The organism is Anditalea andensis (assembly GCF_000714815.1).
Classification (GTDB): Bacteria; Bacteroidota; Bacteroidia; order Cytophagales; family Cyclobacteriaceae; genus Anditalea; species Anditalea andensis.
This window is the reverse complement of the sequence record NZ_JMIH01000014.1, coordinates 373753-387005: the sequence shown is the minus strand read 5'-3', so window position 1 is coordinate 387005 and position 13253 is coordinate 373753. Positions and strand designations below refer to the sequence as shown.

General features: G+C 41.2%; 9 protein-coding genes. 6 read left to right on the top strand and 3 right to left on the bottom strand.

Annotated features, from left to right (window positions below; translation table 11 throughout):
* Window positions 1–36 precede the first annotated feature (36 nt).
* On the bottom strand, window positions 37–1677 hold the full coding sequence (locus tag EL17_RS05270) for an amidohydrolase (protein ID WP_035072092.1): 1641 nt from the start codon (window positions 1675–1677) through the stop codon (window positions 37–39).
* 46 nt (window positions 1678–1723) lie between these two features.
* Between EL17_RS05270 and EL17_RS05265 the strand changes: the two genes are divergently transcribed.
* The 3 genes from EL17_RS05265 (at window position 1724) to EL17_RS05255 (ending at window position 5127) form a co-directional block, all read left to right on the top strand.
* Entirely contained in the window at window positions 1724–2197 is a 474-nt protein-coding gene (locus tag EL17_RS05265) for a type I restriction enzyme HsdR N-terminal domain-containing protein (protein WP_035071125.1), read from the top strand.
* Window positions 2198–2466: 269 nt separating this feature from the next.
* A complete protein-coding gene (locus EL17_RS05260; RefSeq protein ID WP_035071123.1) occupies window positions 2467–2937 on the top strand; it encodes a (2Fe-2S)-binding protein in 471 nt (156 codons plus the stop codon).
* 3 nt (window positions 2938–2940) lie between these two features.
* Complete coding sequence (locus EL17_RS05255; protein ID WP_035071122.1) at window positions 2941–5127, top strand: xanthine dehydrogenase family protein molybdopterin-binding subunit; 2187 nt, start codon at window positions 2941–2943, stop codon at window positions 5125–5127.
* 78 nt (window positions 5128–5205) lie between these two features.
* Here the strand turns inward: EL17_RS05255 and EL17_RS05250 are convergent, their stop codons facing one another.
* Complete coding sequence (locus EL17_RS05250) at window positions 5206–6588, bottom strand: alginate export family protein (RefSeq protein ID WP_164674962.1); 1383 nt, start codon at window positions 6586–6588, stop codon at window positions 5206–5208.
* Window positions 6589–6692: 104 nt separating this feature from the next.
* Entirely contained in the window at window positions 6693–7778 is a 1086-nt protein-coding gene (locus tag EL17_RS05245) for a bifunctional 3-deoxy-7-phosphoheptulonate synthase/chorismate mutase type II (protein WP_035071120.1), read from the bottom strand.
* Window positions 7779–7953: 175 nt separating this feature from the next.
* On the opposite strand from EL17_RS05245, the gene EL17_RS05240 reads away from it, so the two are divergent.
* From EL17_RS05240 to EL17_RS05230, 3 genes are all read left to right on the top strand, one after another.
* Window positions 7954–9144: a proline dehydrogenase family protein gene (locus tag EL17_RS05240; protein WP_035071118.1), complete on the top strand. Its 1191-nt coding sequence runs from the start codon at window positions 7954–7956 to the stop codon at window positions 9142–9144.
* Window positions 9145–9172: 28 nt separating this feature from the next.
* Window positions 9173–10897 (top strand): lysine--tRNA ligase, encoded by a 1725-nt coding sequence (lysS, locus tag EL17_RS05235; RefSeq protein WP_035071116.1) that lies wholly within the window; start codon window positions 9173–9175, stop codon window positions 10895–10897.
* Window positions 10898–11097: 200 nt separating this feature from the next.
* Window positions 11098–13158 (top strand): M13 family metallopeptidase, encoded by a 2061-nt coding sequence (locus EL17_RS05230; RefSeq protein ID WP_035071114.1) that lies wholly within the window; start codon window positions 11098–11100, stop codon window positions 13156–13158.
* Window positions 13159–13253: the final 95 nt, after the last annotated feature.

Sequence of the window (13253 nt, the reverse complement as noted above, 5' to 3'; positions counted from 1 at the left end):
GGGGATTAAACCCGCTTTAAATAAGATGGATACCTTTCAGTACACTTTTTCTCCGCCAATATAGGTTCCCAAGACCTTTAGATGGCGTAGATTTTCTTCTGCTTCCTTCATCAGGTCTTCTTCCATGATCACAAAATCTGCTAGCTTACCATTTTCGATACTTCCTTTGAGATCTTCTTCAAAATTGGCGTAGGCAGCCCATATGGTCATTCCTTTGAGGGCATCTTTCCTGCTTATTTTATTTTCCATCTGAAATCCCTCAGAAGGCCAATTGTTATCATCCCGTCTGGCAACCGCAGAATGAAATCCGTAAAGGGGATTGATGTCCTCGACTGGAAAGTCACTTCCCAGTGCAATCAATCCATTTTGTTCCAATAAATCCTTATAGGTATAAGCAGTCTTGATTCTATCTGCACCCAGTCGGTCTTCGGCCCAATACATGTCTGAAGTAGCGTGGGTAGGTTGGACAGAAGGTATGATATTATATTTGGAGAATTTATTGATATCCTCTCTGCTTACTATCTGTGCATGTTCGATTCTCCACCTTCTGTCATTTTCTCCTTTCAGTACGTGGGCATATATGTTCAATAGGGTTCTGTTGGCAGAATCACCTATACAGTGGGTGTTCATCTGGAAGCCATTTTCAAACATTTCATAGGCCAGTTTTTCAAATTCCACCGGAGTATTCAGTAAGAATCCCATCTCTTGGTGATCATCATGATAGGGTTCTAATAGGGAAGCCCCTCTGGATCCCAAAGCACCGTCTCCGTATATCTTAAAACTTTTTACCGTAAGAAAATCATCTTGGTAGGGCCCTTTTTCAAAATAATACTTCCTATTATCTTCAGTTGGGTTGATCATGGCATAGATACGCATTTTGAGGGTCTGATTTACATGCATCTGCTGCATCAGTTCTATGGTTTCTCTATCGAGTCCTGCATCTACCACCGAGGTAAGTCCTACTTTAAAGCAGTTCTCCTGTGCTGCTTTTAATGCATCCATACTTTCCTGAAGTGTAGCATTGGGTACATGAGTAGAGACTAAACCTATAGCATTATCTATAAGCACACCAGTGGGGCGGCCATTTTGAAGAAGCACTTTGCCTCCTAGTATGTTGGTGCCAGCGGTGACACCGCCTATGTCAAGTGCTTTTTGGTTGGCCAGTGCAGCATGGCCATCCACCCTGGTCAGCAGTACAGGGGTATCGGGGTATAACTCATCCAATCTATCTTTGGTAGGAAATTCTTTTACTTCCCAAAGGTTCTGGTCCCATCCTCGTCCCAATATCCATTCTTGGTCCTGGTGACTATCACGGTGGACAGTCACCCGTTTGATCAGTTCATCAAATGAATCTGATCCGGTGAGATTAGCGATTATAAGGCTTGTGCCATATCTATAAAAATGCGCATGGGCATCTATAAACCCCGGATATACCACCTGGCCCTGGAGATCAAGCATATCATCAGAAATGTAATGGGATAATATATCACTACTACTGCCTACAGCTACGAACCTTCCATCTTTAACGGCAAATGCTTCTGCTTGGGAGAAATTTTCATCTACTGTATAGATGATGCCTCCATGCACGATCAGGTCCACCGATTCTTTCTGTTCTCCACACGAATAGAGGCAACTAAATAAAAATAAGGGGATAAGTCCCTGAAGGTATTTTTTCATATAATTTTTAATTTTTAAATTCATAAATAGCTTTCATCTTTGTGCTATGTTAGAGCACAAATTCCCTTTTTTAGAAACAGCATTGAATTTACCTACTACTGATTTTCAGATTAAGGAAATAGCGGGTAAATTAAGTATTTTTGACGCATTGCGAAAGAAATTTTTGATTTTGACACCGGAAGAATGGGTGAGACAACATATTATTTTTTACCTGGTCAGTTACAAAAACTATCCTAAAAGCTTGATTACGTTGGAAAGAGGTGTGAAATACAATACGCTTCACAAAAGATTTGATTTGTTGGTAATGGACAGATTAGGGAATCCTTTCTTATTGGTGGAATGTAAAGCACCTGAAATAAAACTTACCCAGCTGACCGTGGAGCAGGTGAGTATATATAATAAAACCATAGGCGCGCCCTATATGGTCATTACCAATGGGAAACAGCACATCTGCATGGGCAAAGATCCAATAAGTGATCAAATCACTCAGCTAAATTCATTTCCGGATTTCCCATTTTAAGGTAATCTATTGCATATGCTTGGTTTGAGGTAATATTTTAACTTTATGATGAACGGAACATTTTATTGAGCTGCTTTTTTTATATTTATAGATAGGAACATTCCTGAATTGATGGTTTCAGAGATAAACATAACCGTCCTTTTTTTACTTGTAAGAACTAAACCAGTAATAAAGCAGGGTATGTAAGGGTAATCCTATTGGTACCCCCTTCTATTAGCTATGGCATCAAATACATTGATTAGCAATGTATACCTATTAAAAACTTATCCATGAGCACATTTATAACTTTAAAAGTTAATGGCAAATCATATGAGATTGATGTGCCACCTGATATGCCTCTTTTATATGCACTTAGAAATAATCTGATGCTCAATGGGCCCAAGTATGGGTGCGGTATTGAGCGATGTGGTTCTTGTATGGTGTTACTGGACGGAAAGGCTGAGCCATCTTGCATGAAACCTTGTTCTGACTTGGAAGGTGTAGATATCACTACTATAGAGGCCCTTGGGTCCAGGGATAATCTTAGTCCCTTACAGGAGGCATTTGTTGATATGCAGGCAGCGCAGTGTGGGTACTGCATAAACGGCATGATCATTTCTGCCAAATCCCTTTTGGACCAAAATCCCAATCCTACCCTCCCAGAAATAAAGGAAGGACTTCAGAGAGTGCTGTGCCGCTGCGGTTCCCAGTCTCGAATAATCGATGCGGTGCTCTTAGCTGCCAAAAAACTTAAAACTTAACTGATGAGTGCATATCCAAGTAACGCTAATAGACGATCATTTTTAAAACAAACAGGAAGAATACTGATTGGATTTAATCTTCTGCCCCTTGGATTCTGTTCCTTACAAGCTGAGGGTGAGGGGGAAGGTCCGTCTTCGGATAAAATCAATATAGATTCTTGGATAAGAATAGGTGCTGATGGCCAGGTCACCATCTTAACAGGGAAAATGGAACTTGGCCAAGGGATAAAAACGGCCATTATGCAGATAGCCGCTGAGGAACTGGATGTTCATATGGACAGGGTCAATATCATCATAGCAGATACAGCCCATACACCCGATGAACGATATACTTCAGGAAGTGCGTCTATAGAAGGAGGTGGTATGACCATCCGTAAAGCCGCTGCCTCCGCCCGGCATATCCTCATGGACATGGCAGCCAAAAAATTGGATCTGAATAAAAATATCCTGAGTGTAGCCGATGGTGTAGTCAGTGACGGTAAAAGCAGCATCAGTTACTGGGAGTTATTAACGGGCAAAAGGCTTGAAGGCAAGCTTTTGGATGAAGTAATGGTAAAAGCTCCGGCAGACTATAGTTTAGTGGGTACTTCTTATCCACGGAAAGATATCATTGATATGGTGAGTGGAGGGGAAGTTTATGTCCAGGACCTTAAGCTGCCGGGAATGCTTCACGCTCGAGTGTACAGGCCGCCATCCTACGCGGCGAAAGCGACCAGTGTTCCTGGGGAAATAGTTAATGATATGCCGGGGGTAGTAAAATTGGTAAGAAACGGGAACTTTATAGGGGTCATAGCCAAAGAAGAGTTTCAGGCCGTAAAAGCATTGCAGGTTTTACAGGCAGAAAGTAAATGGGAACAGTCATCCCTATATCCTACCCAAGATTTGTTATTAGCTAAAATGAAAGAGCAGGCAAAAGGGGAGGAGGTCGAAAAAACCTTGAAGGGATCATTTTCGTCAAATGATCAAACTATCCATGCTCTTTATACCAAACCTTACCAGATGCATGCATCTATTGGTCCCTCGTGTGCCCTGGCCCTTTTCGATGATAATGGGCTGATGGTATGGTCTCATACCCAAGGGGTTTACCCGCTTAGAAAAACCCTAGCGGACCTTTTGGATTTACCGGAAGAAGCTATCCGGGTAAAAGGTGTACCTGGCGCAGGATGTTATGGTCACAATGGTGCTGATGATGTAGCTGCGGACGCTGCTATATTGGCAAAGGCGTATCCTGGATTTCCAATAAGGGTACAATGGATGAGATATGATGAACATGCGTGGGAACCCTATGGATCGGCTATGGCTTTTGAACTTTCGGGCAATGTAAAAAACGGTAAGATTTCTTCCTGGCAAACCAAACTTTGGTCAGACACGCACAGTTCTAGGCCAGGTGGTAAAGCAGGGCATTTTATTGCGGCTAGGAGTTTAGAAAATCCCAGGGAGTTTGATGCAGGAGGCTATTCAGCAGGTAGCTATAGGAATTCTATACCACTCTATGATTTTCCAAGAGAGATCATTCACCATAAATATAGTGGGCCTTTGAGGACATCAGCATTAAGAAGTTTGGGCGCTTATGGAAATGTTTTTGCTTTGGAATCATTTATGGATGAACTTGCATACAGCATTCAGGAAGATCCGGTAAAGTTTAGGCTGGACCATCTGAAAGATGAAAGGGCTAAGGACGTTATCCGTATGGTAGCAGACAAGGCCGGCTGGGATAGTGGTGATAGGAAGTCAGGGATGGGGATAGCTTTTGCACAGTATAAAAATACAGCGGCCTACCTGGCAGTGGTGGTAAAGGTCGTAGCGGATTACATAAATCAAACGTATAGGATTGGTAAAATGACCGCAGTGATAGATGCAGGTCAAGTCATCAATCCGGATGGTTTAAGGAACCAGACGGAAGGCGGCATGCTTCAAGCTGCCAGCTGGACACTTTTTGAGGAAGTAAAATATGATGAAAGTGGTATCACCAGTACCAATTGGGAAACCTATCCTATCATGAGATTTGCTTCTGTTCCTGAGATTGATGTACATATAATTGAGAGGTCTTTAGAGAAGCCTTTAGGGGCCGGGGAAGCTGCACAGGGCCCTGTAGGTGCCGCCATTGCCAATGCTGTTTTTAATGCTACTGGGAGCAGATTAAGAGATTTGCCCTTGAGACCAGAAAAAATAGATTGGAATAAATTATAACCTTTTTTCGGAAAACATATTGTCTTTACTTTATCATAAATCTACGGCTTCCGTTTTAGGAGGTTTATCAGATCCATATTAAAACATATAAGTAACCCTGGGGGCTATGAATAAGATATCATGTCCTGCCCCGGATTCCTGGAGGTAATTGGCAGTATTGAAGTAAGTGGCAAATAAGTGCATGCTCAGCGGAGATGATAGCTGCCAATGTACTTCTGTGGTGTATTGATCGCCGATGTACCTCGACTGACTATAGCCAGAAGGGACCAAAAGATTGTACGGAACTTGATAAACACCGTCGTTAAGACTATGTCTCCAAAACATTCCCACAGCCAAATTTACGGTGACATTGGAAGGTAAATTGATTAATACTTCAGGCTGTAAATCTATCACATTGGTAGGTCCTATCTGGGCTATTTGTTCAAATATAGCCCCTTGTGGATAAAACGGATTAAATGTCTGTAGATTAGGATCATTGGGGTTGCGATTTCCACTAATGATGCCTAAACGCAGGTTTATTTCAGGTTGAAATTTCAGGTGGTCTAAGTTATATTTGGCCTCACCAGCCATAGTATAGGCTTTTATTTTACCTTCTCCAAACCGTCCAAACTGATATTGAAGCTCCAGATCGTAACTGAATTTTGAGATGCTTTTATAAAATCTAGTTCCAATACTATGCCTAAGTTCATAGGCAGTACCCTGATCAAAAGTAGCGTCCGACTGCTCAAAGCCAAAATAATAAAGGTCTACATTTCCTTTGTAAAAAAAAGGTGCTTCATGCTGGGTGTAAAATCCCCAAAAAAATTCATCCGGATCAGACCTGCTATCTAAGAACCCCGGATCGGTAGTTACCGGCCTGCTAAGGAATATATCGTATTGGGAGAATTTATGAAAGGTAATAATTTTTAAAGCATCAAAGGAAAGTCTGACATTTGGTCCTTCCCTAACAGATACATATCTGCTATTGCCATATGATAATTCCTGTCTACCCGGCCTGAGTATTATTTTTGTATCATTGGATATTTGGAGCTCGTATTCAGCAAATAGTTGATGAAGCCTCAGCTGGTCTTGATCAGGAACTCTGGGTTCGGATTGTTTTCCCCAAACCAGTCCGCTTATAAATTGGGTGAAAATTCTAAACCGCTTATTAAAATGGAGGTCTGCATGGATCTGATATCGCTGAAATAAATAATTATCATTTGCTAGATCCTGCATTCCCCAGTCTGGATTAGTCCAATGTTCAAACTGCCAGCGTACCTCACCTCCTAATGTCAGGTAGGCCGTTTCTTTCCTGTTGACCGGAATGAATTTATATGCAAAGGGATATTTTTGTCTTTGTGCTGGTTTATTCCTTAAAAAAGAATAGTCTTCCTCGTATCTAATAGTCTTAAATATGACTGTATCGGTAGTTTCTTCCTGGGAAAATACAGATGTGGATTGAATAATTAAGAATAATAGCAATAAAAGCTTTTTAATCACTACCAAGAAATATTAGTCCATATTTCAACACGCCATCATGGAATGTGTTTTAATTTTTTTAAATATTTGGCCATTTTTAAGCTTATTCAGGATTCCATGATATCTGTTTGTTTTTTAAGGGATTCATTATGGATGAGTTTAAATAATTCTTTAGCAAATCCTTCGTTTAAATTCAAAGCTTTTGCCCATTCCGGACGTGTTTTAAATACTGTATTCCATCTCTCCATCTGCAGGATGGCTACATTGTTGAGTTTTTTATATTCGCCTATTTTTTCTACCAGGCTCATTCTTCTGCTGAGCATTTCCAGTATTTCTCTATCTGCCTCGTCGATCTGTTCTCTTATTTCTTCGAGTTGGGAGAGTAATTGAGGGTCCTCCAGAGCTACTTTTCTCGTTTTTAGTTTTTTATACAGTTTTCCTAAATCTTCTGGGGTAAGCTGCTGAGCAGCATCAGACCATGCTTTGTCCGGATGTATATGTGATTCTACTATGAGACCGTCAAAGTTCAGGTCAAGGGCTTTCTGTGCTATGTGTTGGATAAGGTGCCTATTTCCGCAGATATGGCTGGGATCACAGATGAGTGGTAGGTCTGGGAAAAGGGATTTCAGCTCTATAGGTATCTGCCAGGTGGGCGTGTTTCTGTATTTGGTATCATTGAAATTTGAGAAACCACGATGGATGGCCCCTATCCTCGTAATGCCGGCCTTGGCCATCCTTTCTATAGCTCCTATCCACAAGGCCAAATCAGGATTGATAGGATTTTTAATCAGTACAGGGATGTCAATACCTTTTAAACTGTCCGCTATGTCCTGAACAGTAAAAGGATTGGCAGTAGATCTGGCGCCGATCCAGATACAATCCATGCCACTGGCAAGTGCTTCTTCTACATGGTAGGGGGAAGCCACCTCAATGATGAATTTGACACCGTATTTTTCTTTTACTTCCCTGATCCATGGCAATGCAATGCTACCGACCCCTTCAAAACTATTTGGCCTGGTACGGGGCTTCCATACTCCTCCCCTGATTATAGTTATACCTTGTTTGACTAATTCACCTACAGTAAGGTCCAGCTGTTCTGGCGTTTCTACACTGCAAGGTCCAGCTATTAAAAGCGGATATTGAAAGCCCAATTTCCAATTCTCTATTTTGATTAGGTCCAGTTCTTTGTTCATCAGTGATGTTGGGATATATTTAAATTAACAATTTAATGCCGTAGGGGTTTTTTTGATATATTTGCATTCAAGTTGAATTACAGGATCTCCGGGATATCTAGTAGGGCAAAATTTATTGCCATTACATGGATGATAAGGACTTATACTGAGTTCAAGTGCATATTATCCAGCTTGTATGAAAACACAACCCCAAATATCTTTTGAGAACATCGAAGTAGCCTTTAATTCTAAATCTGATACAGATTTAAGAAAGATGTACGTCATTTTTGCTACCCTCAACAGCAATACCGCAGTAAAGCTGGGCATAAAGATGACAAATTTAGCATTTAAGTACAGATTTCCTGTTAAAGGTCTTTTGAAGAAGACCATGTTTGGACATTTTTGCGGAGGGGAAAGCATCAAGGATTCACAGCGTACCATTGATGGACTAGCTGCGTACCGTATAGGTTCTATTCTTGATTATTCTGTGGAGGGAGAAGGAGATGAAGCAAGCTTTGATCATACTAAAAATGAGATTTTAAAGACCATAGCAAAGGCAGCTACGTCTGACTTTATGCCCTTTTCTGTCTTTAAGGTATCAGGACTAGGGGACTACAAGATCCTGATCAAAGTCCAAGAGGGAAAAGCATTGACGAAAGAGGAAACAATATCGTTTGAAAAACTCGAAGAAAGATTTGATGAGCTGTGTAAGGCAGCATATGATGCCAAAGTGCGTATATTGGTAGACGCGGAAGAAAGCTGGTTTCAGCAAGTGATAGATACGATGGCATATAAAGCTATGGAAAAATATAATAAGGAAACAGCCATAGTATTCAATACTTACCAGATGTACCGACATGATATGCTTAAAAACCTCAAAGATGCCCATCATGAAGCGGTAGCCAAACAATATTTCCTGGGTGCGAAACTCGTACGTGGAGCCTATATGGAAAAAGAGAGGGAAAGAGCAAAAGAAAAAGGTTATCCGAGTCCTATCCAAACTAGTAAACAAGCTTCAGATGATGATTACAATGCTGCGCTTCAGTTTTGTGTAAATAATAAACAAAGGGTATTTTTAGTGAGCGGGTCTCACAATGAACTGAGCAATACCATACTTACAGAACTGATGTCGCTGCATGGCATGAAACCGGATGATGAGCGGATCTACTTTGCCCAATTATTTGGGATGAGTGATAACATATCATTTAATCTATCCAATGCAGGCTATAATGTGGCTAAGTATGTACCTTATGGCCCGGTAAAAGCAGTCATACCTTATCTGGCCCGGAGGGCAGAGGAAAATACCAGTATTGCAGGACAGTCAAGCAGAGAGTTTGACCTCATTCGTAAGGAGATTGCGAGAAGGAAAGCCTTCAGAAATAAATAATTAAATTAGAAAAAAAATATATTATTAGATGCAATTATTGAGCGAACAGGAATTAGAACGCAGAAAAGACCGTGAAGAATTGATCAAACTGGGCATAAACCCATACCCCGCAGCATCATTTCCGATCAATGTCACAGCAGACGATATACACCGAAATTACGCAAATAGAAAAAACGATTATAAAAACGTCTCTATAGCCGGTAGGCTTATGAGCAGGAGAATCATGGGCTCTGCCTCTTTTGGTGAAATCCAGGATTCAACAGGAAGGCTTCAGATTTATGTAAGAAGAGATGATATCTGCCCTGATGAAAACGATAAAATTTTATATAATACCGTATTCAAAAAACTTTTGGGCATTGGAGATTTTATAGGCGTGAAAGGTTATGTTTTCACCACTCAGACTGGTGAGATATCCCTTCATGTGACTTCTTTAACCATACTTTCCAAATCAGTAAAACCACTTCCAGTGGTCAAAAGAGATGAAGATGGTAAGGTACATGACGGATTTACTGATATAGAAATGAGATACAGACAGCGGTATGTAGATCTCACCGTAAACCCTGAAGTTAAAGAGACTTTTGTCACACGTACCAAAATCATCTCCAATATGAGGAGGTATTTCGATGACCACGGCTGGCTGGAGGTAGAAACCCCCATACTTCAAGCAGTACATGGAGGGGCAGCTGCCAGGCCTTTTGAGACCTTTCATAATACATTGGATATGCCGCTATATCTGCGCATAGCAAATGAGCTGTATCTGAAAAGGTTGATAGTAGGGGGATTTGAAGGCGTGTATGAGTTCGGTAAAATGTTCCGAAATGAAGGGATGGACAGGACACATAATCCTGAGTTTACTTCCATGGAAATATATGTGGCCTATAAGGATTATATATGGATGATGGAAATGGTGGAGGACTTGCTTGAAAAAGTGACGCGTTCTGTTCATGATACCACAATAGTAAAAGTGGGTGATAATGAAATAGATTTTGCCGGGCCATACAGAAGGCTTACCATGTTTGAATCTATCAAAGAATACACCGATATAGATGTCAGCAAAATGGATGAGGCTGGCCTGCGGGGAGTTTGCTCCCAATTGGGGATAGAAGTAGATGATACCATGGGTACGGGGAAACTGATAGATGAGATTTTTGGAGAAAAAGTGGAAGCGAATTTGATTCAGCCTACTTATATCACAGATTACCCTATAGAAATGACTCCTTTGGCCAAAAAGCATAGGACCGAAGAAGGATTGGTTGAGCGATTTGAGCTTTTTGTCAACGGCAAAGAGATAGCTAATGCCTATACAGAATTAAATGACCCTATCGATCAGCGTGAAAGGTTCGAGGACCAGCTTAAATTGGCTGCCAGAGGAGATGCCGAAGCCATGGTGATGGATGAAGATTTCCTAAGAGCACTGGAGTACGGCATGCCGCCTACATCTGGTTTAGGTATTGGTATTGATAGGCTCACCATGTTATTGACCAATAAATCTACCATCCAAGAAGTACTGTTCTTCCCTCAGATGAGACCTGAGAAGAAGGTCAAGATTGCCAGTGATGATGATTTTATTGCATTGGGGATTGATCCTGGGCTGGTCCCTGCTATACGGGATCTGAATATCCATACTATAGAGCAGCTTAAAGAACAGGATCCAAACAAACTTTTTAATGATGTCTGTGGCCGTAGGAAAAAACTAAAACTTCAGGCTTCAAATCCTTCCAAGGAAGATGTGGAAAACTGGATCAATAAATAATTATACAAAACCGCAGAACTTAAAGTTCTGCGGTTTTTTTTTTGAAGCCTGAGAAACGATGATCCCAACTTGATGTTGACGATTTAACCGTCCATATATATTTTTCTAAGAATACGAAGCTACCATCAGCGAATATACATTGGCATAGATCTATATAATTTCTTAAATTGGCTTTCAGAATAAAAACCTAAATATAGATTATGAATCAATTTAAGAAGTTTAGTGTAGGGCTGTTGCTGACGGGTGTGGCCTTTACGGGCTGCTCTCCAAGGAGTACTATTACAGAAAGTGAACAGGATATCCAGGCCATAAATCTGAATTTTATGGACTCCTCCGTCCGGCCTCAGGACGATTTTTTTCAATTTGTAAACGGAGGATGGCTTGATAAGACCGAGATACCCGCTGATCAGGGAAGATGGGGTAGCTTTAACGAATTACGGGAATTTAATAATGAGGCCGTACTCAAGGTTCTGCAGCGTGCAGCTGAGAGTGATGAGTATGCGGCAGGCTCGGACGAGAAAAAAGCAGCTGATTTTTATAGGATCGGGATGGATTCTACTTTGGCCGAAAAAAGGGGTATAGAACCATTAAGGCCATGGATCCGAGAGATAGAAGCGGTCAATGATGTCCAGACTCTTCAGAGGTACCTTGTGAAGCAGCAGCAAAGTGGAGGAGGAGCTTTCTTTGGAGTCGGTGTAAATACTGATGCCAAGGATTCAGAAAGAATGGCATTATATGTATCGCAAGGTGGACTAGGTATGCCAGATAGAGATTATTATTTAGAGGATAATGAAAAATTTAAGGACCTAAGAAAAAAATATGAGCAGCATGTGGCCAATGCCATGAGGCTGGCAGAAATTGATGATCCAGATGGAGCAGCCAGAAGAATCATGGAACTGGAAACCCGCTTGGCCAAAGCCAGTAAAACAAGGATTGAACTCCGAGATCCGGAGTCCAGATATAATAAGTTTACTATCAGTGAACTGAACGAAGTAATGCCTTCATTTGACTGGAATGCTTATCTGTCAGATCTTAATGCCAAAACTGCCGAGGTAATCGTCTCCACACCCAAGTTTATGGAAGAAGTGGAAAGCATAATCAGAGATGTACCACCGTCTACATGGAGAGAATACTTAAAGTGGAAACTGGTCAATAGTGCATCCCCATACCTGAGTTACGAGTTTGTTCAAAATGAATTTGAGTTTTATGGCAAAGAGCTACAGGGAACTGAAGAGATGAGACCAAGGTGGAAACGTGTACTGGCTACGACCGAAAGGGCTATCGGTGAGGCTATCGGCAAATTATATACTGAAGAACATTTTCCGCAGGAAGCCAAAGAAAAAGCCCAGGAAATGGTGGATAATATTATGATAGCCATGGGAGAAAGAATCAGGAACCTGGAATGGATGACAGGGGAAACAAAAGAAAAAGCGCTCGAAAAACTTAGCACCTTTGATGTCAAAATAGGTTTCCCAGATAACTGGAAAGATTATGCTGATTTAGAAGTAGATGGGAATCCGGAAACAGCCAGTTATTTTGAAAATGTACAACAGGCTGCAAAATTCAGGTTTGATGACAATATTAACAAACTTGGTAAGCCAATCGACAAAAAAGAATGGTTCATGACCCCACAGACGGTAAATGCTTACTATAACCCTACCTGGAATGAGATAGTGTTTCCTGCCGGGATATTACAACCTCCTTTTTATGATTATAGGGCTGATGCTGCTGTAAACTACGGGGGAATAGGAGGCGTGATCGGTCATGAAATCTCTCATGGATTTGATGATTCGGGTAGCAGGTATGATGCGCAAGGTAATTTAAGAAACTGGTGGCAGGAGGAAGACCTTGAAAACTTTCAGGAAAGGACGGGTCAGCTAGTGGCACAATACGACGCCTATGAACCTATCGATGGGGTGAATGTAAAAGGAGGCCTTACTCTAGGGGAAAACATCGGAGATCTAGGTGGGTTACTCGTAGCATATGACGGATTGCAGCTGCACTTTGATCAGCATGGAAGACCTGATCAGATGGACGGTTTCACTCCAGAACAAAGGTTCTTTATTTCATGGGCTACCATCTGGAGAACAAAAAGCAGGGAGGAGGCTTTGAGAACACAGATTCAGACTGACCCTCATTCTCCAGCCAAATATAGAGGCAATGGACCACTTGAAAATATTGATGCTTTCTATGAAGCCTTCGGGGTGAATGAAGGAGATGGCATGTATAAGTCTCCTGAAAATCGTGTCAGGATTTGGTAAATATAAAGTTAATTAGAAATAAGGAGAGCGCATTAGCTCTCCTTTTATGTTTATTTCTCGAACTTAATACATTGATCTATTCCCGTCTTTGTATA

Excerpts from the sequence above, each read along its gene's own strand:
- EL17_RS05270 (WP_035072092.1), bottom strand. The coding sequence starts at position 1,677 with ATGAAAAAATACCTTCAGGGACTTATCCCCTTATTTTTATTTAGTTGC.
- EL17_RS05265 (WP_035071125.1), top strand. The coding sequence starts at position 1,724 with ATGTTAGAGCACAAATTCCCTTTTTTAGAAACAGCATTGAATTTACCT.
- EL17_RS05260 (WP_035071123.1), top strand. The coding sequence starts at position 2,467 with ATGAGCACATTTATAACTTTAAAAGTTAATGGCAAATCATATGAGATT.
- EL17_RS05255 (WP_035071122.1), top strand. The coding sequence starts at position 2,941 with ATGAGTGCATATCCAAGTAACGCTAATAGACGATCATTTTTAAAACAA.
- EL17_RS05245 (WP_035071120.1), bottom strand. The coding sequence starts at position 7,778 with ATGAACAAAGAACTGGACCTAATCAAAATAGAGAATTGGAAATTGGGC.
- EL17_RS05240 (WP_035071118.1), top strand. The coding sequence starts at position 7,954 with ATGAAAACACAACCCCAAATATCTTTTGAGAACATCGAAGTAGCCTTT.
- lysS (WP_035071116.1), top strand. The coding sequence starts at position 9,173 with ATGCAATTATTGAGCGAACAGGAATTAGAACGCAGAAAAGACCGTGAA.
- EL17_RS05230 (WP_035071114.1), top strand. The coding sequence starts at position 11,098 with ATGAATCAATTTAAGAAGTTTAGTGTAGGGCTGTTGCTGACGGGTGTG.